23 protein-coding genes are annotated in these 22,839 nt (G+C 72.4%); 14 read left to right on the top strand and 9 right to left on the bottom strand.

Annotated features, from left to right (window positions below; translation table 11 throughout):
* The first annotated feature begins 15 nt into the window (after positions 1–15).
* Positions 16–981: a heme o synthase gene (locus tag AC3YO9_RS10260; protein WP_127783111.1), complete on the top strand. Its 966-nt coding sequence runs from the start codon at positions 16–18 to the stop codon at positions 979–981.
* Here the strand turns inward: AC3YO9_RS10260 and AC3YO9_RS10265 are convergent.
* On the bottom strand, positions 978–1,964 hold the full coding sequence (locus AC3YO9_RS10265) for a quinone oxidoreductase family protein (RefSeq protein ID WP_489983055.1): 987 nt from the start codon (positions 1,962–1,964) through the stop codon (positions 978–980). The two genes, AC3YO9_RS10260 and AC3YO9_RS10265, sit on opposite strands and share 4 nt — an antisense overlap.
* Before the next feature lie 51 nt (positions 1,965–2,015).
* Between AC3YO9_RS10265 and AC3YO9_RS10270 the strand changes: the two genes are divergently transcribed.
* The 3 genes from AC3YO9_RS10270 to AC3YO9_RS10280 all read left to right on the top strand — a co-directional run bounded on the left by AC3YO9_RS10270 (position 2,016) and on the right by AC3YO9_RS10280 (position 3,562).
* Positions 2,016–2,345, top strand: coding sequence for a hypothetical protein (locus AC3YO9_RS10270; protein ID WP_127783109.1), 330 nt, complete (start codon positions 2,016–2,018; stop codon positions 2,343–2,345).
* A gap of 15 nt (positions 2,346–2,360) precedes the next feature.
* Positions 2,361–3,131: a VOC family protein gene (locus tag AC3YO9_RS10275; RefSeq protein ID WP_127783108.1), complete on the top strand. Its 771-nt coding sequence runs from the start codon at positions 2,361–2,363 to the stop codon at positions 3,129–3,131.
* Positions 3,132–3,193: 62 nt separating this feature from the next.
* The gene (locus tag AC3YO9_RS10280; RefSeq protein ID WP_127783107.1) at positions 3,194–3,562 is read left to right on the top strand and encodes a hypothetical protein; all 369 of its coding nucleotides are present in this window, start codon (positions 3,194–3,196) and stop codon (positions 3,560–3,562) included.
* Positions 3,563–3,592: 30 nt separating this feature from the next.
* Here the strand turns inward: AC3YO9_RS10280 and AC3YO9_RS10285 are convergent, their stop codons facing one another.
* The 4 genes from AC3YO9_RS10285 to mptB are packed head-to-tail and all read right to left on the bottom strand — an operon-like array spanning position 3,593 to position 7,921.
* Positions 3,593–4,567 (bottom strand): COX15/CtaA family protein, encoded by a 975-nt coding sequence (locus AC3YO9_RS10285; RefSeq protein WP_489983459.1) that lies wholly within the window; start codon positions 4,565–4,567, stop codon positions 3,593–3,595.
* 11 nt (positions 4,568–4,578) lie between these two features.
* Complete coding sequence (locus AC3YO9_RS10290; protein ID WP_127783106.1) at positions 4,579–5,385, bottom strand: ABC transporter permease; 807 nt, start codon at positions 5,383–5,385, stop codon at positions 4,579–4,581.
* Positions 5,382–6,326: an ABC transporter ATP-binding protein gene (locus AC3YO9_RS10295; RefSeq protein ID WP_489983056.1), complete on the bottom strand. Its 945-nt coding sequence runs from the start codon at positions 6,324–6,326 to the stop codon at positions 5,382–5,384. The genes AC3YO9_RS10290 and AC3YO9_RS10295 overlap by 4 nt, the downstream gene beginning before the upstream one ends.
* The gene (gene mptB / locus AC3YO9_RS10300; RefSeq protein WP_489983460.1) at positions 6,323–7,921 is read right to left on the bottom strand and encodes a polyprenol phosphomannose-dependent alpha 1,6 mannosyltransferase MptB; all 1,599 of its coding nucleotides are present in this window, start codon (positions 7,919–7,921) and stop codon (positions 6,323–6,325) included. The genes AC3YO9_RS10295 and mptB overlap by 4 nt, the downstream gene beginning before the upstream one ends.
* Positions 7,922–8,158: 237 nt before the next feature.
* Here mptB and AC3YO9_RS10305 point away from each other — a divergent pair, with 237 nt between their 5' ends.
* From AC3YO9_RS10305 to AC3YO9_RS10335, 7 genes are all read left to right on the top strand, one after another.
* Entirely contained in the window at positions 8,159–8,905 is a 747-nt protein-coding gene (locus AC3YO9_RS10305; protein ID WP_489983057.1) for a helix-turn-helix transcriptional regulator, read from the top strand.
* Positions 8,906–8,961: 56 nt separating this feature from the next.
* Entirely contained in the window at positions 8,962–10,368 is a 1,407-nt protein-coding gene (gene sufB, locus AC3YO9_RS10310; protein WP_489983461.1) for a Fe-S cluster assembly protein SufB, read from the top strand.
* Positions 10,369–10,370: 2 nt separating this feature from the next.
* On the top strand, positions 10,371–11,558 hold the full coding sequence (gene sufD / locus AC3YO9_RS10315; RefSeq protein WP_127783104.1) for a Fe-S cluster assembly protein SufD: 1,188 nt from the start codon (positions 10,371–10,373) through the stop codon (positions 11,556–11,558).
* 77 nt (positions 11,559–11,635) lie between these two features.
* Positions 11,636–12,451, top strand: coding sequence for a Fe-S cluster assembly ATPase SufC (gene sufC / locus AC3YO9_RS10320; RefSeq protein ID WP_127783103.1), 816 nt, complete (start codon positions 11,636–11,638; stop codon positions 12,449–12,451).
* Positions 12,452–12,453: 2 nt separating this feature from the next.
* Positions 12,454–13,734: a cysteine desulfurase gene (locus tag AC3YO9_RS10325; protein ID WP_489983058.1), complete on the top strand. Its 1,281-nt coding sequence runs from the start codon at positions 12,454–12,456 to the stop codon at positions 13,732–13,734.
* A gap of 5 nt (positions 13,735–13,739) precedes the next feature.
* Positions 13,740–14,228, top strand: a complete 489-nt coding sequence (gene sufU / locus AC3YO9_RS10330) for a Fe-S cluster assembly sulfur transfer protein SufU (RefSeq protein ID WP_127783101.1) — start codon at positions 13,740–13,742, stop codon at positions 14,226–14,228.
* Positions 14,225–14,707, top strand: a complete 483-nt coding sequence (locus AC3YO9_RS10335) for a metal-sulfur cluster assembly factor (protein WP_489983059.1) — start codon at positions 14,225–14,227, stop codon at positions 14,705–14,707. Before sufU ends, AC3YO9_RS10335 begins: the two co-directional genes overlap by 4 nt.
* Positions 14,708–14,756: 49 nt before the next feature.
* Here AC3YO9_RS10335 and AC3YO9_RS10340 read toward each other — a convergent pair whose 3' ends face one another.
* Both AC3YO9_RS10340 and AC3YO9_RS10345 read right to left on the bottom strand, forming a co-directional pair.
* Positions 14,757–15,908, bottom strand: coding sequence for a lycopene cyclase family protein (locus AC3YO9_RS10340; RefSeq protein WP_489983060.1), 1,152 nt, complete (start codon positions 15,906–15,908; stop codon positions 14,757–14,759).
* 2 nt (positions 15,909–15,910) lie between these two features.
* On the bottom strand, positions 15,911–16,702 hold the full coding sequence (locus AC3YO9_RS10345; RefSeq protein ID WP_489983061.1) for an SDR family oxidoreductase: 792 nt from the start codon (positions 16,700–16,702) through the stop codon (positions 15,911–15,913).
* Positions 16,703–16,817: 115 nt separating this feature from the next.
* On the opposite strand from AC3YO9_RS10345, the gene AC3YO9_RS10350 reads away from it, so the two are divergent.
* Positions 16,818–18,449, top strand: a complete 1,632-nt coding sequence (locus AC3YO9_RS10350) for an ABC-F family ATP-binding cassette domain-containing protein (protein WP_127783097.1) — start codon at positions 16,818–16,820, stop codon at positions 18,447–18,449.
* A gap of 36 nt (positions 18,450–18,485) precedes the next feature.
* Here AC3YO9_RS10350 and AC3YO9_RS10355 read toward each other — a convergent pair whose 3' ends face one another.
* Positions 18,486–19,838, bottom strand: a complete 1,353-nt coding sequence (locus tag AC3YO9_RS10355) for a DUF2254 domain-containing protein (protein WP_489983062.1) — start codon at positions 19,836–19,838, stop codon at positions 18,486–18,488.
* Between the two features lie 190 nt (positions 19,839–20,028).
* Between AC3YO9_RS10355 and AC3YO9_RS10360 the strand changes: the two genes are divergently transcribed.
* Complete coding sequence (locus AC3YO9_RS10360; RefSeq protein WP_206517981.1) at positions 20,029–20,235, top strand: helix-turn-helix domain-containing protein; 207 nt, start codon at positions 20,029–20,031, stop codon at positions 20,233–20,235.
* An 88-nt stretch (positions 20,236–20,323) separates the two neighbouring features.
* Positions 20,324–22,177: an ABC transporter ATP-binding protein gene (locus tag AC3YO9_RS10365; RefSeq protein WP_489983063.1), complete on the top strand. Its 1,854-nt coding sequence runs from the start codon at positions 20,324–20,326 to the stop codon at positions 22,175–22,177.
* Between the two features lies 1 nt (position 22,178).
* On the opposite strand, the gene AC3YO9_RS10370 is transcribed toward AC3YO9_RS10365, so the two are convergent.
* On the bottom strand, positions 22,179–22,745 hold the full coding sequence (locus tag AC3YO9_RS10370; RefSeq protein ID WP_127783094.1) for a TetR/AcrR family transcriptional regulator: 567 nt from the start codon (positions 22,743–22,745) through the stop codon (positions 22,179–22,181).
* Between the last annotated feature and the right edge of the window lie 94 nt (positions 22,746–22,839).

Consider the following 22,839-nt stretch of genomic DNA (forward strand, 5'->3'; position numbering starts at 1 on the left):
ATTTGAGGAGAAGCGGTGCGGACAGCGGAACGGACCAGCCGAGCGCAGGCGACGCCGGGGCCGGGCCACGGTGCTGGTCAGCGCCTTCGCGCCAAGGTGGGCGCCTACGTCGGGCTGACCAAGCCCCGCGTGATCGAGCTGCTGCTGGTCACCACCATCCCGGCGATGCTGCTGGCGCAGCGCGGTGTCGACCCCCTGCCGCTGCCCCTGCCGCTGCTGGTGCTCACCACCCTGTTCGGTGGGATGCTCGCCGCGGCCAGCGCCAACACGCTCAACTGCGTGGCTGACGCCGACATCGACAAGGTGATGAAGCGCACAGCGCGACGCGCCCTCGCCCGAGAGACCGTGCCCACCCGGCACGCGCTGGTCTTCGGGCTCGCGCTGGGCGTGCTGTCCTTCTTCTGGCTGTGGGCCACCACCAACTTGTTCGCCGGTGTCCTCGCCGTGGCGACCATCCTCTTCTACGTCCTCGTCTACACCCTGGTGCTCAAGCGCCGCACCACCCAGAACGTGGTGTGGGGCGGCGCCGCCGGGTGCATGCCGGTGGTCATCGGGTGGGCCGCGGTGACCGGCACGGTGGAGTGGCCGGCAGCGGTCATGTTCGGGATCATCTTCTTCTGGACGCCGCCGCACACCTGGGCGCTGGCGATGCGCTACAAGGAGGACTACCGCGCGGCCGGCGTGCCGATGCTGCCGGTGGTGGCCACCGCGCAGGAGGTCACGCGCAAGATCGTGCTCTTCAGCTGGGTGATGGTGGCGGTCAGCCTGTTGCTGCTGCCGGCCACCGGATGGCTCTACGCCGCCGTGGCCGTGCTCACCGGCGCCTGGTTCCTGGTGATGGCTCACCGGTTGTACGCGGCCACCAAGGCCGGTCGGCAGACCAACCCGATGAAGCTCTTCCACCTGTCCAACACGTACCTGTCGCTGCTGTTCATCGGCATCGCGGTCGACTCCGTGCTGAACCTGCCCACCCTGCTCTAGCTGTTCCTTCCGCTTGGCTCCGGCAGCAGCACGAGCGAACCCGTGGTGGACCGCGCCTGCAGGTCGCGGTGCGCCTGGGCCGCCTCGGACAGCGGGTAGGTGGCACCCACGCGCACCCGCAGGGTGCCGTCAACGACGGCCCCGAACACGGCGTCGGCTCGCCAGGTGAGCTCCGGGCGGTTGCGCGTGTAGTGCGCCAGCGTGGGGCGGGTGAGGTAGAGCGACCCCGCCGCGTTGAGCCGCTGGGGGTCCACCGGTGGCACCGGCCCGCTGGCGGCCCCGAACAGCGCCAAGGTCCCGCGCACCCGCAGCGCGGCCAGGCTGGCGTCGAAGGTGGCCGCGCCCACGCCGTCGTAGACCGCCGCCACCCCCTCGCCCGCCGTCAGCTCGCGCACCTGCGCAGCCAGGTCGTCGCCGTAGCGCAGCACGTGCGCGGCGCCGGCCGTGCGGGAGAGCTCGGCCTTGGCGTCGGTGGACACCGTGGTGATGACGGTGACGCCCGCGGCCACCGCCAGCTGGGTCAGCATCAGCCCCACCCCGCCCGCGCCGGCGTGCAGCAGGACCGTGTCGCCGGGCTGGGCCGGGTAGGTGGAGGTGAGCAGGTAGTGCGCCGTCATGCCCTGCAGCAGCGCCGAGGCCGCCTGGTCGTCCGGCACGCCGGCCGGTACCGCCACGGCGGCGCTGGCGGGCACCACCACCTGCTCGGCGTAGCTGCCCGGTGCGGAGCACCAGGCCACCCGGTCACCCACCGCGAAGTCGGTGACGTCCGCGCCGAGGGCCTGCACCACGCCGGCGCCCTCCAGGCCGGGCACGGACGGCAGCTCCACCGGATACTGGCCGGTCCGGTAGTAGGTGTCGATGTAGTTGACCCCCGCCGCGGCCACGCTGACCAGCAGCTCGCCCGGCCCCGGCACGGGCTCGGCGACGGTGGTGGGGACGAGGACCTCGGGTCCGCCGGTGGCGGTGATCTGGACGGCGCGCACGGGGTAAGTCCTACCCGATGGGCTCCCCGGCTGACCCGTTAAGGTGCTCGCATGAGCGACAGCGAGCCGAACGAGCTGAAACCAGTCGACCCCGACGCCCCCAAGGGCGCGGTGAGCACGGTGGACAAGTTCGCCGCCGAGCACGGCGACGGTGCCACCGCGGTGGTGCAGTACGTCGGCCGCAGCGCCGTGCGGGTGACGCTGGTCGGTGCCGACGGCACGCTGGGCGACGTGGTGGTTCCGGACATGGAGACCGCCGAGCAGCTGGTGGCCCGCTCCACCGCCACGCAGGCCGAGTGGGACCGTGAGCTCGCCGGCGCGGTGAAGACCCCCAAGGGCCTGGCCAAGAGGATGGCCGGGTACCTGGCCCGCGACAAGTAGCTCCGCCTCGACGCGATGAACGTGCCGGTGCGGTGGATCAACGCCTTCCTGGACACCCCAGCGTCCCAGGGCGAGCAGCTCGCGCGGTTCTGGAGCTCGGTGAGCGGGCACGCGGTGTCCGCCACGCCCCGGGGAGAGCACGGCGAGCTGGTGCCGCTGGAGCCGGTGGACGCAGATCCACACCTGTGGCTGCAGGAGGTCGACGACGCGCCCCGGGTGCACCTCGACCTCTACGTCGCCGGCCTCGACCAGGCGGTGGCCGAGGCCACCGCGCTGGGGGCGACGGTCACCAGCCGACCCAGGGACGGGCTGGTGGTGCTCACCTCGCCCGGCGGCCTGCCGTTCTGCTTGGTGGCGCACGCCGGGGAGTCGCGCCGCGCGGCACCGGCACCCTGGCCGGAGGGCGCGTCCGCGGTCGACCAGATCTGCATCGACGTCGCCCGGGACCGCTACGACGCCGAGGCGGCGTTCTGGCGCGAGCTGACCGGCTGGCCGGTGCAACCGAGGATCACCTCGATGGTGTTCGAGCGGCTCGTCTCGCCCGACGAGCTGCCGATGCACCTGCTCCTGCAGCGGCTGGACGAGGAGAGCGGTCCCACCCGGGCGCACCTAGACGTCGCTGCGGCCGACCGGGACGCCGAGGTGCGCAGGCACGAGGGTCTGGGCGCCGAGGTGGTGCGGCGCACCGAGGACTGGACGGTGCTGCGCGACCCGGCCGGTCGGGAGTACTGCGTGGTCGACCGGGATCCGGCGGACTGGGTGCGGCGCTCGGCCCGCCTGGCCTAGCCCACCCGGCGCGCGTGCGTGAAAGGCGCACGCGCGCACCTTCTCCGCACTAGGGTCCTGCTGTGCCCCCCGTGCCTGCGCGTCGTCGTCGTCCCGGCCCCGGCCTGCAGCTGGCCGTGCTGCTGAGCATCCCTGCGCTCGTGGTGATCGACGAGCACGTGCGCTTCGCCTTCGTCCCCGACGGTGTGCGCAGGGCGATCCACCTGCCGCTGAACAACCCGTTCGTCTTCATGGGCCTCATGCTCGTCGTGGTTGCCATCGCCACCCTGGTCGCGCGACGGCACCGCCCGGGCCCGCAGGGCCGGACCACCAGCGAGTCCCCCACGTCCGGCTTCGACGGTGGCGGTTCCTTCTCCCACGGCGGTTCCTCCTTCGACGGCGGAGGCGGTGACGGCGGTGGCGGTGGCGACGGGGGTGGCGGTGGCTGCTAGCGAGCAGGCCGCCCCGGCCGCCGCTGCGGCCTAGTGGGCAGCGGCCGGGCTCAGCTGGGGCGAGCGGTCGGTCAGGTCCTCGGTGAGTGACGCCCGCACGCGGGTCCTGGCCCAGAGCGCGGCCATGGCCCAGGTGGTGGCACACGCACCAGCGACGTGGGCGGCCACCAGCGCCTCGGGGACGCCGGTGAAGTACTGCACCACCCCGATCCCGCCCTGAGCGAGCACCACCGCGGCGAGGATCCACCACTGCCGCAGGACAGCGCGGGGTGCGGCCACCGCCTTGAAGGCGAAGTAGGCACCGACGAGCAGGCCCAGGTAGCCGACCAGCAGCTCGGCGTGCAGCTGGGCCAGTGCCGGGATGTCGAGGTCCAGGCGGGGGGTCTCGGAGTTGCCGGCGTGCGGTCCTGCGCCGGTGACCATGGTCCCGGCGACCATCAGGGCGGCGAGCACGGCGGTGGCCACTGCGAGCAGCGTCCGCAGCGGCGGCGGCACCGTCAGGTGCGGCTGCCCGGTGTCCGGCTGGCCCACCCCGACGTGCAGCTGCACCGCCAGCCAGACCAGTACGGTGGACACCAGCAGGTGCAGGGCGACGGTCCACCACTCCAGCCCGGTGAGCACGGTGATGCCGCCGAGCACGGCCTGCACCACGGTGCCCAGGGGCAGCGACCACGCGTAGCGCTTGAGCGACGTGCGCCGTCCTGCGCGCAGCACCACCAGCAGCGCCGCCACCGCCGCCGCGGTCACCACATAGGTGAGCAGGCGGTTGCCGAACTCGATGGCCTGCTCGTAGGCGGGGACGTCGTGAGCGCCGGTCGGCACCATGCTGCCGGGGAAGCACTGCGGCCAGGTGGGGCAGCCCAGGCCCGACCCGGTGACCCGCACGACCGCCCCGGTGACCGCGATCCCGGCCTGGGTCAGCGCGGCCACGAAGGTGAACCTGCGCTGGGCGGGAACGGACAGCTGGGGGAGTGCCGAGAGGCCGGGGAGGTGCACGTGAACGATGGTAGGGGGAGTCAGGTGAAGCGGAAGGTGCGGGTCGCGGCGAGCGCTCCCACCACACCCCACACGAGCAGCGCCAGCAGCCCGGTCAGGTTCACCGACGTGTGCATGGTCGCCTCGCGCAGCACCTCGGTGAGCGCCCCGGAGGGCAGCAGCCGGGCGATCTCGGCGAGGGCGTCGGGCAGCCGGTCCAGCGGAACCACGATGCCGCCGAGGCCCAGCAGCACGAACCAGATGATGTTGGCCAGCGCCAGCACGATCTCGGCCTTGAGCCAGCCGCCGATCAGCAGGCCCAGCGCGCCAAAGGCGAAGGTGCCCACTGCCAGGGCGATCACGCCGAGGGCAAGTCCAGCGACGCTGGGCCGCCAGCCGATGGCCAGGCCGATCACCCCGAGGAGCAGCGCCTGCAGCGCCACCACCACGAGCACCGCGGCCACCTTGCCGCCGAGGATCCCCCAGCGCGGCAGCGGGGTGGCGCCCAGCCGCTTGAGGGCGCCGTAGCGGCGGTCGAAGCCGACCGCGATGGCCTGCCCGGTGAACGCGGTGGACATCACGGCGAGAGCCATCACACCCGGCACCACCGAGTCCACCCGGGGCTCGGGCAGGTCCACGATCGGCAGCAGGCTCAGACCCACCAGCAGCGTGATCGGGATGAGCATCGTGAGCAGGAGCTGCTCGCCGTTGCGCAGCAGCAGCAGCAGCTCCAGCCGGCCCTGGGCCAGCAGCATCCGCCCCGGGGTGGCCGGCCGCGGGTCCGGTGCGAAGGTGCCGGCGGGGAAGCGCGGCTCGGCCTGCCCGCGGGCATCGGCTTGCGCTGTCATCGTCTGAGCTCCCGTCCGGTCAGCTCGAGGAACACGTCCTCTAGGCTGCGTCGTGCCACCTGCAGGTCAGTGGCGAGCACGTCCATCCGCGCGCACCAGGAGGTGACCGTGGCCAGCACCTGCGGGGTGATCTCGCCCTCCACCAGGTAGCGCCCCGGCTGTGGCTCCGAGGTGATGTAGCCCTCCGGCAGAGCCAGCGCCAACAGCTCGACGTCCAGGCGGCTGGGCGCGGAGAAGCGCAGCTGCTGCTCGGCCCCGACGGTGGTCAGCTCGGCGGGCGTGCCCTCGGCGACCATCCGACCGGCGTCCACGATCGCCACGTGGTCGGCCAGCTCCTCGGCCTCGTCGATGAGGTGGGTGGTGAGCACCACGCTCACCCCGTCGCGGCGCAGCCCGTCCACCAGGTCCCAGACCAGCAGCCGGGCCTGGGCGTCCAGACCGGCCGTCGGCTCGTCCAGGAACACCAGCTCCGGGCGGTTGACCAGCGCGCAGGCCAGCGCCAGGCGCTGCTGCTGCCCACCGGAGAGCCGCCGGTAGGGCGTGCGCACCGCGTCGGTGAGCCCCAGCGTGCGCAGCAGCCAGTCCGGGTCGTGCGGGCGGTCGGAGTAGGCCGCGATGAGGCGGAGCATCTCCCCGGCCTTCGCACCCGGGTAGGCGCCACCACCCTGCAGCATCACCCCGATCCGCGGACGCAGCTCGTCGCTCTGGCCCACCGGGTCGAGGCCGAGCACGCGCACGGTGCCGGAGTCGGGGGCGGAGAAGCCCTCGCACATCTCGACGGTGGTGGTCTTGCCGGCGCCGTTGGGGCCGAGCAGCGCCAGCACCTGGGCGGGCTGCACCTCGAGGGTGAGCCCGGCTACCGCGGTGGTGGGACCGAAGGACTTGACCACGTCGCGCAGCTGCACGGCGGCAGCGGGTGGCGCGGAGGAAGCAGAGGTCACGGGGTGCCAGCGTATGCGGCCGGTCGACCGGGCAGAGCGGCAGGCCGAAGGAACTCCCGCCACGGCAGCACCCTGCGGGTGAGGAACATCGCGACCAGGGCGACGACCACGGCAGCCGCCGCGGCCTCCACGATGACGAACGGCGGGTACTCCGCGCCGTTGGGCATCAGCAGCACCGCCACGGCCGCGGACACCGCCACCGCCACCCGGCGGTAGGCCGGCGCCGACGCCCACGCCGCGAGCGGGATCGCCGCCCAGAGCAGGTACCAGGGGTGCACCACCGGGAACAGCAGCACCACTGCTCCCAGGGTGATGCCCAGCCCGCCCACGGCGTGCAGGCGCCCGCGCAGCACCGCGAAGAGCATCCGGGCCCCCACGTAGGCCGCCAGCGCCGAGCCGATGAGCCGGGTGAAGGTGAGGATCGCCGACGTGTGGTCGCCCAGGCCCAGCAGCTTGCCCACCAGGCCGGTGAGCATGCCCGACAGCGTGGACATCGACATCCAGGAGCGCACGGCGTTGGCGGTACCCAGCGTCTTGGTCCAGCCGAAGCCCAGCCCGCTGAGCCCGCCGACGAGCAGGAACACCGCCGCGGTCACCCCGAGCAGCAGGGCCCCGGCCGCCACCACCGCACGCAGGCTCGCCCCCCACCGCCGGGCCAGCGCCATCCCCACGAAGCCCAGCGCCAGCAACGAGGGCACCTTGACCGCGGCGGAGAGCCCCACCAGGGCGGAGCCGGCGAGCAGGAGCAGCAGGGCCCGCCCGCGCAGCGGCCCGGCCGTCTCCACCCCGCGCAGCGCCAGCTCGACCCCGGCCAGCATCAGGCCGATCATCAGAGCCTCGTTGTGGATCCCGGAGACCAGGTGGAACAGCACCAGCGGGTTGAGCGCACCCAGCCACAGCGCGGACACCGGGGCCACCCCGCAGCGCCGGGCCAGCCGGGGCAGGGCCCACACGATCAGCGCGACCCCGACCAGGGCCAGCAACCGGTGCAGGAAGATGCCGGTGAGGATGGAGTCCCGGGAGATCGAGGAGATGCCGCGCCCGATCCACAGGAAGAACGGCCCGTAGGGGGCGGGGGTGTCCCGCCAGATGGTGGGGACCGTGCGGGTGAGGACGTTGCTCACCCCCAGGGCCTGCGCCGGCCCGAGCACGTACGGGTCCAGCCCCCGGGCGGCGATCTCGCTCTGCGCCAGGTAGGAGTAGACGTCCTTGCTGAACATCGGCGGGGCCACGGTGAGCGGCAGCGCCCACAGCAGCAGCGTGCGGTCGAGCTGGGAGCGGGACATCCGCCGCGGGGCGCCGCCCCTGGCGAAGCGGCCGATCACCAGCCACGCCAGCACCACCAGGATCATCCCGGTGATGGTGATGGCCAGCGCGGTGGCGGGCATCCGGGCGGGCAGGCCCAGCAGGCGCACCCCCTGCAGCGGGTTCTGCAGCACCGGGTTGGCGCCGGCGCCCAGCGAGCCCAGGGCCATCAGGACGGTGCCGGTGGCACCGAGGCGGCGGGCCGCGCGCAGCTGGGCCAGCTCGGCTCGGGAGAGCGCGGCGGCCGGTGGCTCCACGTCGTGCAGGCGGGCGATGCGGGTGCTCAGCACCGAGCGCCGGTGCTCCGGTGGACGTCCCGCCTCCGCGGGCGGTGCCGCTGCGGAGGCGGACGACGCCACCCTGGGACCGTCACCACGCCGTGTTCGTCCCGCCGGTGTCACAGCGACACCCTAGTCGGGTCACGCGTGGTGACACGGCACACCGCCACGGCCCACGAGTGGACAGCGCCACGGCAATTGCGTCACACTAGTGTTGTGAAAAAGGTCTTATCTGCGCAGGAGAGTCCGGTGACCCGTCCGCGGGCCGCCGCGGCGCTGCCTGGACGGACCGAGCAGGCCAAGTCCCTGGGTGCGCCCCACCGTGCCCAGGAGCAGCAGACCCGGGAGTGCGTGGCCCGCGAGCTGCTGGAGAAGGGTCCGGTCACGGCGTCCGACGTGGCGCAGACCCTCGGGGTGAGCCCCGCGGGGATCCGGCGACACCTGGACGCGCTGGTGGCCAGCGACGAGGCCACCAGCATCAGTGCGCCCGCCCTGGTGCGCCGGGGTCGGGGCAGGCCCGCCCGGCAGTACCTGCTCACCGCGACCGGCCGGGCGCGCTTCGGCCGCTCGGAGGGCTTGTCGGAGCTGGCGGCGTCCGCGCTGCGCCAGCTGCGCGAGCTCGGGGGAGACTCAGCGGTCCGGGAGTTCGCCCGCCGCCGCGTCGCCGCCATCACCAGTCGGGTCCAGCCGAACCAGAGTGCCGCAGCCACGGCCGATAGCCTGGCCCAGGCACTGACTGACGCGGGCTACGCCGCATCGACCCGCGAGGTCGGCAACGGCGTCCAGCTGTGCCAGCACCACTGCCCGGTGGCAGAGGTCGCTGCAGAGTTCCCAGAGCTGTGCGAGGCCGAGCGTTCCGTGTTCGCGGACCTGCTCGGCACCCACGTGCAGCGCCTGGCCACCATCGCCAACGGCGACCCGGTGTGCACCACCCACGTACCAACCGGCGCGCAGCCCGCGCCGAACCGCACCGCTCTCCGAAAGGAGCACGCATGACAGTCACCCAGAACGAGGTCGACCCGACGGCCGCCACGCCCGTCGCCGCGCCGACCATGACCCAGGACGAGACGATCGCCTCCCTGGGCCACTACGCGTTCGGCTGGGCGGACTCCGACGAAGCGGGCTCCGTCGCCAAGCGCGGCCTGTCCGAGGCCGTCGTGCGCGACATCTCGGAGAAGAAGAGCGAGACCAGCTGGATGCTCGAGAAGCGCCTCAAGGCCCTCGACATCTTCAACCGCAAGCCCATGCCCAGCTGGGGTGCGGACCTGTCGGGCATCGACTTCGACAACATCAAGTACTTCGTGCGCTCCAGCGAGAAGCAGGCGGCCACCTGGGACGACCTGCCCGCCGACATCAAGGCGACCTACGACAAGCTCGGCATCCCCGAGGCGGAGAAGCAGCGCCTGGTCTCCGGCGTGGCGGCGCAGTACGAGTCCGAGGTCGTCTACCACTCCATCCGCGAGGACCTGGAGGAGCAGGGCGTCATCTTCATGGACACCGACACCGGGCTGCGCGAGCACCCGGAGCTGTTCGAGGAGTACTTCGGCTCGGTGATCCCGGCCGGGGACAACAAGTTCTCCGCGCTGAACGCCGCGGTGTGGTCCGGCGGGTCGTTCATCTACGTGCCCAAGGGCGTGCACGTGGAGATCCCGCTGCAGGCCTACTTCCGGATCAACACCGAGAACATGGGCCAGTTCGAGCGGACGCTGATCATCGTCGACGAGGACGCCTACGTGCACTACGTCGAGGGCTGCACCGCGCCGATCTACAGCTCGGACTCCCTGCACTCCGCGGTCGTGGAGATCATCGTGAAGAAGGGCGGCCGCTGCCGCTACACGACCATCCAGAACTGGTCGAACAACGTCTACAACCTGGTGACCAAGCGGGCCAAGGCCGAGGCCGGCGCCACCATGGAGTGGATCGACGGCAACATCGGCTCCAAGGTCACCATGAAGTACCCGGCCGTGTGGATGATGGGCGAGCACGCCCACGGTGAGGTGCTCTCCGTGGCGTTCGCCGGCGAGGGCCAGCACACCGACGCCGGGGCCAAGATGCTGCACCTGGCGCCCAACACCACCTCCACCATCGTCAGCAAGTCGGTGGCCCGGGGCGGTGGCCGCAGCTCCTACCGCGGGCTGGTGCAGATCAACAAGGGAGCGCACGGCTCCAAGTCCACGGTGAAGTGTGACGCGCTGCTGGTCGACCAGATCAGCCGCAGCGACACCTACCCGTACGTGGACATCCGCGAGGACGACGTGTCCATGGGCCACGAGGCCACCGTCTCCAAGGTCAGCGACGACCAGCTCTTCTACCTGATGAGCCGTGGGCTCACCGAGGACGAGGCGATGGCGATGATCGTGCGCGGCTTCGTCGAGCCGATCGCCCGGGAGCTGCCCATGGAGTACGCCCTCGAGCTGAACCGACTGATCGAGCTACAGATGGAAGGGGCCGTGGGCTGAGCATGAGCGCGCCCAACACAGCACCAGAGCGTCCCACCCAGACCCCGGTCGTCCCGGCGGTCAGCCGTGGCGCCGCCTTCACGTCCTACGACGTCGAGGCCTTCGAGGTCCCCACCCACCGCGACGAGGCGTGGCGGTTCACCCCGCTCAAGCGCCTGCGCGGACTGCACGACGGGTCGGCCCCGGCCACCGGTCGCACCACCGTGGAGATCACCGCCCCGGACGGCGTGACCGTGGAGAAGGCCGACCGCAGCGACCCGCGCATCGGTGCGGCCGGCACTCCCGCCGACCGCGTCGCGGCTCAGGCGTGGAGCTCCTTCACCGAGGCCACCGTCGTCACCGTGGCCAAGGAGACCGAGGTCGCCGAGCCCGTCATGGTCACCGTGACCGGCCCCGGCGTCGACCAGGTGGCCTACGAGCACACCCAGATCCGGCTTGAGCCCTTCGCCCGCGCCGTGGTGGTCGTCGACCAGCGCGGCTCCGGCACCCTGGCGGAGAACCTCGAGCTGGTGGTCGGCGACTCCGCCCACCTGACCGTGGTCACCGTCCAGGACTGGGCCGACGACGCCGTGCACGTGGCGTCGCACCACGCCAAGCTCGGTCGCGACTCGGTGCTGCGGCACACCGCCATCAGCCTGGGCGGCTCCGTGGTCCGGCTCACCCCCACGGTGCTGTACTCCGCGCCCGGCGGTGACGCGCAGATGCTCGGCGTGTACTTCGCCGACGCCGGCCAGCACCTGGAGCAGCGGCTCTTCGTGGACCACTCGCAGCCGCACTGCCGCTCCGACGTGATGTACAAGGGCGCCCTGCAGGGCGTGGACAGCGGCGGTGCCGGCGACGCGCACACCGTCTGGATCGGCGACGTGCTCATCCGCGCGGCTGCCGAGGGCACCGAGACCTTCGAGCTCAACCGCAACCTGCTGCTCACCGACGGCGCGCGCGCCGACTCGGTGCCCAACCTGGAGATCGAGACCGGCGAGATCGTCAGCGCCGGGCACGCCAGCGCCACCGGCCGCTTCGACGACGAGCAGCTGTTCTACCTGCGCTCGCGGGGCATCACCGAGGAGCAGGCGCGTCGGCTCGTGGTTCGTGGGTTCTTCCACGAGGTGCTGGCCAAGATCACCGTCGCCGAGGTGCGCGAGCGCCTCGAGGCCGCCATCGAGACGGAGCTCTCCGCCGTGGGCATCTGAGCCTCCCGCTCAGCCCCCGGCGGCGCGTCCGTCCCTCCCACTCGCACCGACCTTCCTGAACTGGAGACCACAACCTGATGTCCACCCTGGAGATCCGCGACCTGCACGTCAGCGTGAACACCGGTGACGCCGCAGAGCCGACCAAGCAGATCCTGCGCGGGGTCAACCTCACCGTCCGCTCCGGCGAGACGCACGCCATCATGGGGCCCAACGGCTCCGGCAAGTCGACCCTGTCCTACGCCATCGCCGGCCACCCCAAGTACGAGGTGACCTCCGGCTCCATCACCCTCGACGGTGAGGACGTGCTGGCGATGAGCGTGGACGAGCGCGCCCGCGCCGGGCTGTTCCTGGCCATGCAGTACCCCGTCGAGGTGCCCGGCGTGTCCATGTCCAACTTCCTGCGCACCTCGGTCACCTCCACCCGCGGCGAGGCCCCCAAGCTGCGCCACTGGGTCAAGGAGGTCAAGAGCGCGATGGCCGACCTGGACATCCAGCCCGAGTTCGCCGAGCGCTCCGTCAACGAGGGCTTCTCCGGTGGTGAGAAGAAGCGCCACGAGATCCTGCAGCTGGCGCTGCTCAAGCCGAAGATCGCCATCCTGGACGAGACCGACTCCGGCCTCGACGTGGACGCGCTGCGCATCGTCAGCGACGGCGTCAACCGCTACAAGGCCGACAACGACGGCGGCGTGCTGCTCATCACGCACTACACCCGCATCCTGAAGCACATCACGCCCGACTACGTGCACGTGTTCTCCGGTGGCCGCGTGGTGGAGTCCGGCGGTCCCGAGCTGGCCGACGAGCTGGAGACCAACGGCTACGTGCGGTTCACCAACGCCGACAAGGCCGAGGCGGCTGCGGTGCTGACGGCGAACCAGCAGGATGTGACGGTCTGAGCATGACGGCGGTCGCGGCGCACGGCAACGACGCCGCGCCCGCGCTCGACGTGGCCCGGATCCGGGCGGACTTCCCGATCCTGGCCCGCACCGTCCGGGACGGTAAGCCGCTGGTGTACCTGGACTCCGGGGCCACCGCGCACCGCCCGCTGCAGGTGCTCGACGCCGAGCGGGAGTTCCTGCTCACCTGCAACTCGGCGGTGCACCGCGGTGCGCACCAGCTGGCCGAGGAGGCCACTGACGCCTACGAGTCCGCCCGGGCCCGCCTCGCCGACTTCGTCGGGGCGCGCCCGGGCGAGCTGGTGTTCACCAAGAACGCCACCGAGTCGCTCAACCTGGTCGCCCACACCCTCGGCGACGACCGGTTCACCGGTCGCACCGTGGGTCCGGGCGACGAGGTGGTCGTCACCCGGATGGAGCACCACGCCAACCTGGTGCCCTGGCAGGAGCTGTGCCGACGCACCGGCGCCACCCTCCGCTGGTACGAGGTGACGCCGGAGGGCCGCCTGGACCTGGACTCGCTGCAGCTCACCGAGCGCACCAAGGTCGTCGCCTTCACCCACCAGTCCAACGTGCTGGGCACGGTGCCGCCGGTGGCCGATCTGGTCGCCCGCGCCCGCGCGGTGGGTGCGCTCACCGTGCTCGACGCCTGCCAGTCGGTGCCGCACGGCCCGGTGGACCTGCACGCCCTGGACGTGGACTATGCCGCGTTCTCCGGCCACAAGATGCTCGGCCCCTCCGGCGTCGGCGTGCTCTACGGCCGGGAGTCGCTGCTGGAGCAGATGCCCCCGTTCATCACCGGGGGCTCGATGATCGAGACCGTGGAGATGACCGGCTCCACCTACGCGCCTGCCCCGCAGCGGTTCGAGGCCGGGGTGCCGATGACCTCGCAGGCCATCGGGCTGGGTGCCGCGGTGGACTACCTCAGCGCCCTGGGCATGGACGCCGTGGCCGCCCACGAGCGCCGGCTCACCGAGGCGGCGCTGGCCGGGCTGGGTGAGCTGGCGGGAGTCCGCGTCGTCGGGCCCACCACCACCGACCAGCGGGGCGGGGCGGTGTCGTTCGTGGTGGACGGCGTGCACGCCCACGACGTCGGCCAGATCCTGGACGACGAGGGCGTCGCCGTGCGGGTGGGACACCACTGCGCGTGGCCGCTGCACAAGCAGCTCGGCGTCACCGCCACCGTGCGAGCGTCGTTCGCGCTGTACAACACCGAGGCCGAGGTGGACGCGCTGGTGGCCGCCGTGCGCCGCGCGCAGTCGTTCTTCGGCGTGGGGAGCTGAGCCCGGTGCAGATGGAGCAGATGTACCAGCAGGTCATCCTGGACCACTACAAGCACCCGCACGGCCGCGGTCTGCGGGAGCCCTACGGCGCCGAGGTTCACCACGTGAACCCCACCTGCGGGGACGAGATCACCCTGCGGGTGGCGTTGTCGGAGGACGGGCAGGTGGTGGCGGACATCTCCTACGACGGCGAGGGCTGCTCCATCAGCCAGGCCTCCACCTCCGTGCTCACCGACCTGGTGACCGGCACCCGGGTGGACGAGGCCATGTCCACCCTCCGCGCGTTCAGCGAGATGGTGGGCAGCCGTGGCACCGTGGCGGGTGACGAGGACGTGCTGGGCGACGGCGTGGCCTTCGCCGGAGTGTCGAAGTACCCGGCGCGGGTGAAGTGCGCGCTGCTGGGCTGGATGGCTTTCAAGGACGCCGTGTCCCAGGTGGTGGACGCCAAGTCCGCGCCCGAGGACGCGAGCTCGAACGAAGGAGTGACCCGATGAGCGAGACCGACACCGCGGTGGAGACCAACACCGTTTCTGAGGCCAGCACCGTGGCCGAGACGGCCAGCGCGACCGACCCCCGGGCCGGCCGCACCGCGGCCGACCTGGATGCTGCGTCCGCTCCGGCCGCAGCAGAGTCCAGTGCGGCCGAGTCCAGTGCCGACCTGCCCTCCCTGGAGGACCTGGAGGAGGCCATGCGCGACGTGGTCGACCCCGAGCTCGGCATCAACGTGGTGGACCTCGGGCTGGTGTACGACATTCGTGTCGACGCCGACCGGGTGGCCACCGTGGACATGACGCTGACCTCGGCGGCCTGCCCGCTGACCGACGTGATCGAGGCGCAGGCCCGCACCGCGCTCACCGAGGGCGGCATGTGCTCCGACCTGAAGATCAACTGGGTCTGGATGCCGCCATGGGGCCCGGACAAGATCAACGAGGACGGCCGCGAGCAGCTGCGCGCCCTGGGCTTCACCGTCTAGCAGCCTCGGCACCGTCTCACCGGCAAGGCCCTGTTGCTGCGGGGCGCCCTCATCCGAGGAGCGCCCCGCGCAGCAGGGCCTTGCGCATGGGCGGGGACAGGGCAGCAAGGGTGGCCCGCATGGCGGCGGCGGTGCCCGCCAGGTCCGCTCGCCCCGACAGGTAGGCCTGCTGGTGGTGGACCGGCAGGTCCAGGAAGGCCGCGAAGAACTCCGGCACCTGCGGCGGTGCCAGCGACAGCAGCGTGCGCAGGCCCCGCAGCCGCAGCGCGTGCACGGCCCGAGCCCGCGCCGGCCACACCAGCTGCTGCAGGTGGGGTGCGTCGGCCCCCGCAGCCAGGGCCTGGGCCAGCACCGGGGCCAGCCGCAGCGTGGCCGCCACGCTGTAGCCGCTGGCCGGGTGCACCAGGGGAGCGGCGGCACCCAGGCGCACCACGCCCGCCGGACGCCCGGCCCACTCGCGGGCGGGCAGCGGGGTGTCCAGCGCGAACCGCACCCGCTCCACCGGCTCGGCGCCGGTGAGCCGCACCCCGCGGGCGGCCAGCCGCGCCTGCAGGCGCCGGGCCAGCTCGTCCATGCCCAGGCCGGGCCGCGCCGCCAGCGAGGTCTCCTCCAGCAGCACCCGCCCGCCGCCGACTGGCACCGCGTACAGGAAGGTGGGGTGCGTGCCGGGGTCCGCGCCGTGGTCGGTGCGCCAGTCCATGAACAGCGCGTCCAGCCCTCCGGTGGCGGCCTCGGCAAGGGCGGAGTCCACCACCACCCCGTAGGCGGTCTGCTGCGTGCGTCCGGCTGCCGGAGCGCCACGGGCGTCCAGCACCACCCGGGCGTGCAGGGCGGTGCCGTCGGTGAGTGCCCGCGCGTCCGGGCACGCGGCACCCTGGTGCACCCGGACGCCGGCCACGCTCAGCGACTGCTGCAGGCCGGGGCTGTCGAGCACCGTGTACGCCCGGTGCAGGTGGTGGGTCCGGGTGCTCCACGCGGTGGGCCGGGCGATGGTCGCCACCCGGGGAACCGGCGAGACCAGCTCGTCGGCCCACGCGCCGTAGGTGCTCGACCAGGGTGCGTCCGGGTGCGGGTCCACCGCGGCGACGTCCAGGCCGGCCGCGGCACACGCGCTGGCCACCGCCCGCCCCGCCGGACCGAGGCCGAGCACCAGCACGTCAGCAGTGATCGCCGCGGTGCCGGCCTCGGTGGGGCGCGTCACGATCAGCCGGTGGCCAGCGAGCCGCCGTCCACGCGGATGGTGTCGCCGGTGATCCAGGACGCAGCGTCGGAGACCAGGAAGCCGACCAGCTTGGCCACGTCCTCGGGCTCACCCAGTCGCTTCATCGGGTAGCCGGACGCTGCCTCCTCCTCGCCGGCGGCGTAGAGCGCCTCGGCGAACTTGGTCTTGACCACGGCCGGGGCGACGGCGTTGACGCGGATCGACGGGCCCAGCTGCCAGGCCAGCTCCTCGGTGAGGCGGATCAGGGCCGCCTTGGAGGCGCCGTAGGCGGAGATCACCCCGGAGGAGCGAATACCGGCGACGCTGGCGATGTTGACCACGTTGCCGCCGTGCTCACCCATCCACGCCTTGTACGCCTCCTGCACGAAGCCGAGCGCGGCCACCACGTTGACGTCGAAGATCTTGCGGACGCCGTCGAGGTCGGCGTCCATCAGCGCGCCGAACACGGGGTTGATGCCAGTGTTGTTCACCAGGATGTCCAGCGACCCGAAGGTCTCCACGGTGCGGGCCACCGCCTCCGCACGGGAGTCGGCGCTGCCGGCGTTGCCGGCCACGGTGAGCACGCGCGGGCCCAGGTCCACCGCGGGGCTGCCGCCCTCCACCAGCTGCTTGCCGGCCACCTCGAGCTGGTCGGCCTTGCGCGCGGTGATGGTGACGTTGGCGCCACGGGAGAGCAGCTCGGCGGCGATGCCGAGGCCGATGCCGCGGCTGGCCCCGGTGATGAGCGCGGTGCGCCCGGCGAGGTCCTGGGGCGGGCGAGAGGCAGTGGTCATGCTGCCTGACGCTACCGATTGCAGTGGGAACCACCACAACGACGCTGCGTAGGCGGGGGAGGAGCCGTCGCGCCCGTAGACTTGAAGGCTGTCGTCTGTTCACTGGGAGCCTTAGTTGATCACCGCAACCGATCTTGAGATTCGCGCTGGTGCGCGGACACTGCTGTCCGTGCCTGGTTCGGGGTTGCGCATCCAGCCCGGCGACCGCATCGGCCTGGTCGGCCGCAACGGTGCGGGCAAGACCACCACCATGCGGGTGCTGGCCGGCGAGGGCGAGCCCTACGCGGGCACCGTTGTCCGGTCCGGGGAGATGGGCTACCTGCCCCAGGACCCCCGCGAGGGTGACCTGTCGATCACCGCCAAGGACCGGGTGCTCTCCGCCCGCGGGCTGGACCAGCTGCTGCGCGACCTGGAGAAGCAGCAGGCCACCATGGCCGAGCTGGTGGACGGCAAGCAGCTCGACGCTGCCGTGCGTCGCTACGGCGTGCTGGAGGACAGCTTCTCCTCCCGCGGGGGCTATGCCGCGGAGAGCGAGGCCGCGCGGATCTGCGCCAACCTCGGCCTGGCCGACCGCATCCTCGTCCAGCCGCTGAGCACCCTCTCCGGTGGTCAGCGCCGCCGGGTCGAGCTGGCCCGCATCCTCTTCGCCGCCTCCGACGGCAGCGGGGGGCGCTCAGGCACCACGCTGCTGCTGGACGAGCCCACCAACCACCTCGACGCCGACTCCATCACCTGGCTGCGCGGCTTCCTGCAGCAGCACGAGGGTGGGCTCGTGGTGATCAGCCACGACGTGGAGCTGCTCGCCGACGTCGTCAACCGGGTCTGGTTCCTGGACGCGGTGCGCAGCGAGGTCGACATCTACAACATGACGTGGAAGCGCTACCTCGACGCGCGCGCCACCGACGAGCAGCGCCGCCGCCGCGAGCGCGCCAACGCCGAGAAGAAGGCCGGCGCGCTGCGCGTGCAGGCCGCCAAGATGGGGGCCAAGGCCACCAAGGCCGTCGCCGCGCAGAACATGGCCAAGCGGGCCGACAAGCTCCTCGCGGGCCTGGACGACGTGCGGGTGAGCGACAAGGTGGCCAAGATCCGCTTCCCCGAGCCCGCCCCGTGCGGCAAGACGCCGCTGATGGCCAAGAACCTGACCAAGGTCTACGGCTCGCTGGAGATCTTCACCGGCGTGGACCTGGCCATCGACAAGGGCAGCCGAGTGGTGGTGCTGGGCTTCAACGGTGCCGGCAAGACCACCCTGCTGCGCATGCTGGCCGGCACGGAGACTCCCGACGCTGGCGAGATCGAGCCGGGCCACGGCCTCAAGCTGGGCTACTTCGCCCAGGAGCACGAGACGCTCGACCACGACGCCACGGTGTGGGAGAACATCCGCCACGCCGCGCCGGACACCGACGCGACCTCGCTGCGCAGCCTGCTCGGCGCCTTCCTGTTCAGCGGCGACCAGCTGGAGCAGCCGGCCGGCACGCTCTCCGGTGGTGAGAAGACCCGCCTGGCGCTGGCCGGGCTGGTGTCCTCGGCGGCCAACGTGCTGCTGCTGGACGAGCCCACCAACAACCTCGACCCGGTCTCCCGCGAGCAGGTGCTCGACGCCCTGCGCAGCTACACCGGTGCCGTGGTCCTGGTCACCCACGACCCGGGTGCCGTGGAGGCGCTGGAGCCGGAGCGGGTCATCCTGCTGCCGGACGGCTCCGAGGACCACTGGTCACAGGAGTACCTGGAGCTCGTGCAGCTCGCCTGACCCGCGTCTCGGCCTGCACGGCCCGTCCGGCACGGCTCAGGCCTGCTTGCGCGGCCGCGGCTGGTAGCCGGGCTCGTGGTCGGCGGGGTCGGTGGTGTCGCCGGCGATGCGCAGCAGCCGCGCCCGGTCGTCGGGGTGCAGCCGCTGGTCGGCGGCCACGATGTCGCGCAGCATCTGGACCTGGTGGCGCAGCGCCGGGAGGTGCTCGTCGCGGCCGTGTTCCTGCACGTGCAGGACCAGCATCCGCAGCACCCGCAGCAGGGCTGCGGCAACCTCAGGATCGGCAGTCGCAGCGCGGCGCAGCTGGTCGAAGGCGTGGGCCACGTACTCGGCGTGGCGCAGGTTCCACGGGCGCACCAGCGTGCGTCCCTGGGGACCGGCGACGGCCTCCGGCGGCAGGTCGCTCAGCAGCAGCCGTCGCAGCAGGCTGCCCAGGCGCAGGATCACCTCCACGGCGGTGGTCGGGTCGTTGACCGCGGGGCTCAGGGCCCGCAGCCCGACGTCAACCAGCTGGCGCAGCGCAAAGTCCGTGTCCTCCTGCATGGTGCGCACCGGGGCCACGGCCACCGTGGCGGCGAGCCCACGCGCGATCTTCTCGGGTGCCTCGGGCACCGGCCACAGCGTCGCGAGCGCCTCGCCCTCGTGGATGTAGGCGCCGGTCCGGGTCTCCAGCCGCACCGTCGTCCCCGGCGGCACCAGGGTGAGCATCTGGCGGCTCAGCGCCTGGGTGACCCACCCGTCGTGCGGGGCGTCGACCACGAACCCCGGTGAGTCGTCCTCCGCCCGGGTGGGCACGACCGCCTCCTCCTGCCTGGCGGCCCTGGCCATGGCCATCGTCGTGGCGGTGCCCTCGCGGGCGATCTCCTGGATCACCTGACCCACCTGCAGCCGCCGCGCCAACCGGTCGAGGTGGGCGATGATGAGCAGGACGGCGCCCACCGTGAGCAGGACGGCCACCGTCAGGCTGACCTGGGGTGCCGGTGCGGCAGGCTCGGCATCGATCCGGGGCAGGGTGAGCACGCAGAACACGAAGGTGGCCACCAGCAGGCCGATGACCAGCTGGCTCAGCCGGTCGCGGATGAAGGTGCGCATCACCCGGGGAGAGAACTGGCTGCTGGCCAGCTGCAGGCTCACCACCGTCAGGGAGAACACCACGCCGGCGGTGGTGATGGTCGCGCCGGCCACCGTGGCGAGCAACCAGGTGGCGGCGTTGCTGTTCATCGACAGGGTCAGCGGCACGTCCCGCTGTGGGCCCACCGCCTGGTCCACGGCCCAGGTGAGCCCGGCCAGCCCGATGCTGGCCAGCACGCTCAGCGCCGGCAGTGCGAAGAGGCTCTCCCGGAACCGGTACAGCGTGGCGGAGGCGCGCAGCCGTGTCGCCGCAGCCATCCACCGGAGACCCTCCACACCACTCACTCCCTCTCCCACACCCGGCGCCGCTGAGGTGCGCGGACACCGACCTCGAACCTATCCCGCCGGGAAGAAGATCGAACCGGTGCCGGGATGTGGTGCGAACAACCTCCAGAGCCGCCGACAGCGGCCACACAGAGGCGACACAGGCACCAGACGGAGGCACGTGATGGAGATGGCCAAGGGTGTGCGGATCGCGGGCGAGCACCGGGCTCAGCTGGCGAGCGACTTCAAGAGCCGCTACGAGGAGGGCGCCAGCATCCGGACCATCGCGGAGAGCTCGGGCCGCTCCTACGGCTTTGTGCACCAGGTGCTGAACGAGGCTGAGGTCGCGCTGCGCGGGCGAGGGCGCGCCGCGCGCCGCGTGACCACCTGAGACCGGCGGGCACGGCCCGCGCAGGCGCGAGGAGACCTGTCGGCCCGAGCGGGCACACTGGCTGGTTGTGGAGAACAGCTGGAGCTTGATGCGCGGCGCGATGCAGGCCGCCGAACCCCGCAAGAAGGTGGAGCGGGCCACGGTCCGGCGGGTGTGGGACTTCGCCAAGCCGCACCGGCGGGCGATGTCCTGGCTGCTGGTGGTGACGGTGGCCTCGGCGATCATCGCCGTGCTCACGCCGCTGCTGGCCGGGCGGGTGGTCAACGTCATCGTCGGGCGCGAGGGCCTGACCACCATCGTGGTGATCGCCATCGTGATCGCGGTGCTGGCAGTGGTCGACGCGGGGCTGAGCCTGGCCGAGCGCTGGCAGGCCTCCCGCATCGGTGAGGGCCTCATCCTGGACCTGCGCCGAGCGGTGTTCACCCACGTGCAGCGGATGCCGGTGGCGTTCTTCACCCGCACGCGCACCGGGGCACTGGTCTCCCGGCTGAACAACGACGTGATCGGCGCGCAGCGTGCCTTCACCTCCACCCTGTCCGGCCTGGTCACCAACGTGGTGCAGCTGGTGCTCACGGTGGCCGTCATGCTCACCCTGTCCTGGCAGGTGACGCTGCTGGCCCTGCTGCTGCTGCCGGTGTTCGTCGTCCCCGCCCGGCGGATGGGGTCGAAGATGGCTGGGCTGCAGCGGGAGGCGGCCGACCTCAACGCCGGCATGACCAACCAGATGACGGAGCGCTTCTCCGCTCCCGGCGCCACGTTGGTCAAGCTCTTCGGCCGCCCGGACCGCGAGGCCGCCGAGTTCGGCGACCGGGCCGCGCGCGTGCGCGACATCGGGGTGCGCACGGCCATGGTCAGCCGGGTCTTCCTCACCTCGCTCACGCTGGTCTCCGCGCTGGCGCAGGCGCTGGTCTACGGCCTCGGCGGGTACCTGGCCTACACCGGTGCGATCAACGCCGGTGCGGTGGTCAGCCTGGCCCTGCTGCTCACCCGGCTCTACGGGCCGCTGACCGCGCTGGCCAACGCCCAGGTGGACGTGATGTCGGCGCTGGTCAGCTTCGAGCGGGTCTTCGAGGTGCTGGACCTGCCGCTGACCATCACCGAGACGCCGAACGCCCGCGCGCTGCCCAGCGGACCGCTGTCGGTGGAGCTGCGCGACGTGCGCTTCTCCTACCCCCCGGCCAGCGCGGTGTCGCTGGCGTCGCTGGAGGACGTGGCGGTGCTCGACGCCCGCGGGGGCCAGGAGGTGCTGCACGGCATCTCCCTCCGCGCCGAGGCCGGGCAGCTGGTGGCCCTGGTGGGTTCCTCCGGTGCCGGCAAGTCCACCATCGCCTCGCTCATCGCCCGGCTCTACGACGTGGACTCCGGCGCGGTGCTCATCGGCGACCAGGACGTCCGCGACACCACCTTCGCCTCGCTGCGCGGCGCCATCGGCGTGGTCACGCAGGACGGGCACCTGTTCCACGACACGCTGGCGGCCAACCTGCGCTACGCCAACCCCGAGGCCACCGACGAGCAGCTGTGGCACGCCGTGCGCCGGGCCCGGCTGGAGCCGCTGGTGCGCGCGCTGCCCGACGGGCTGGGCACCGTGGTGGGTGAGCGCGGGTACCGGTTCTCCGGCGGCGAGCGCCAGCGGCTGACCATCGCCCGGCTGCTGCTGGCCCAGCCGCGGGTGGTGGTGCTGGACGAGGCCACCGCGCACCTGGACTCCGAGTCCGAGCACGCCGTGCAGGCGGCTCTCACCGAGGCGCTGCACGGGCGCACCGCCATCGTCATCGCCCACCGGCTGAGCACCATCCGCAACGCCGACACCATCGCGGTGGTGGAGGACGGGCGGATCGTGGAGCACGGCAGCCACGAGGTGCTGCTGGCCCGGGGCGGGCGCTACGCCGCGCTGTACGAGGGAAAGTTCTCCACCACCAGCGGCACCGAGATCGGCGGGTAGCTCACTGCGCCCGGCGCACCGACTCCTCGACCAGGTCCAGCACCGGCTCCAGGTTCTCCGCGGGCAGGCCCATGGCCAGGTGCGCCACCAACCCGTCCAGCACCAGCTCGAGGTAGGCCACCAGCACCGTGGAGTCCACGTCGCCGCGCACCTTTCCGGTGGCCCGCTGGCGGTCCAGGCGGGCCCGGGTGGCGGCGGTGATCTCCGCCGAGCGCTCGGCCCACCCCGCGCGGAACTCCGCGTCGGTGCGCATCCGGCGGGCCACCTCCAGCCGGGTGCCCAGCCAGTCCCGCTGCTCGGGGTGGGCCAGCAGGTCCCGCATCACCTGCACCAGGCCCTGCTCGGCCACCACGTCGGCCATCCGCTCGGCCTCCTCCAGCGCCAGGGCCAGGAAGAGCGCGTCCTTGTCGCGGAAGTGGTGGAAGATCGCGCCGCGGGACAGCCCCGTCGCGTCCTCCATCCGCCGCACGGTCGCTCCCTCGTAGCCGTAGCGGGCGAAGCACAGCCGCGCGCCGTCCAGGATCTGGCGCCGGCGGGCCTGGAGGTGATCGGAGCTGACCTTGGGCACGACACTGAGCATAGGCACCCAAGCCGTACGTACTGCTCGTTGCACGGACCCGCCAGGGGCACACAGCCTCGCGACTGTCGGACGGGCTGTGTAG

It is taken from the genome of Rhodococcus sp. Z6_132 (assembly GCF_058133635.1).

Bases quoted from the DNA above. Each gene is read 5' to 3' on its own strand.
- AC3YO9_RS10275 (WP_127783108.1), top strand. From the start codon at position 2,361: ATGAACGTGCCGGTGCGGTGGATCAACGCCTTCCTGGACACCCCAGCG.
- AC3YO9_RS10345 (WP_489983061.1), bottom strand. From the start codon at position 16,702: ATGACCACTGCCTCTCGCCCGCCCCAGGACCTCGCCGGGCGCACCGCG.
- AC3YO9_RS10335 (WP_489983059.1), top strand. From the start codon at position 14,225: ATGAGCGAGACCGACACCGCGGTGGAGACCAACACCGTTTCTGAGGCC.
- AC3YO9_RS10355 (WP_489983062.1), bottom strand. From the start codon at position 19,838: ATGGCTGCGGCGACACGGCTGCGCGCCTCCGCCACGCTGTACCGGTTC.
- AC3YO9_RS10270 (WP_127783109.1), top strand. From the start codon at position 2,016: ATGAGCGACAGCGAGCCGAACGAGCTGAAACCAGTCGACCCCGACGCC.
- sufB (WP_489983461.1), top strand. From the start codon at position 8,962: ATGACCCAGGACGAGACGATCGCCTCCCTGGGCCACTACGCGTTCGGC.
- sufD (WP_127783104.1), top strand. From the start codon at position 10,371: ATGAGCGCGCCCAACACAGCACCAGAGCGTCCCACCCAGACCCCGGTC.
- AC3YO9_RS10365 (WP_489983063.1), top strand. From the start codon at position 20,324: ATGCGCGGCGCGATGCAGGCCGCCGAACCCCGCAAGAAGGTGGAGCGG.
- sufC (WP_127783103.1), top strand. From the start codon at position 11,636: ATGTCCACCCTGGAGATCCGCGACCTGCACGTCAGCGTGAACACCGGT.
- AC3YO9_RS10290 (WP_127783106.1), bottom strand. From the start codon at position 5,385: ATGACAGCGCAAGCCGATGCCCGCGGGCAGGCCGAGCCGCGCTTCCCC.
- AC3YO9_RS10360 (WP_206517981.1), top strand. From the start codon at position 20,029: ATGGAGATGGCCAAGGGTGTGCGGATCGCGGGCGAGCACCGGGCTCAG.
- AC3YO9_RS10325 (WP_489983058.1), top strand. From the start codon at position 12,454: ATGACGGCGGTCGCGGCGCACGGCAACGACGCCGCGCCCGCGCTCGAC.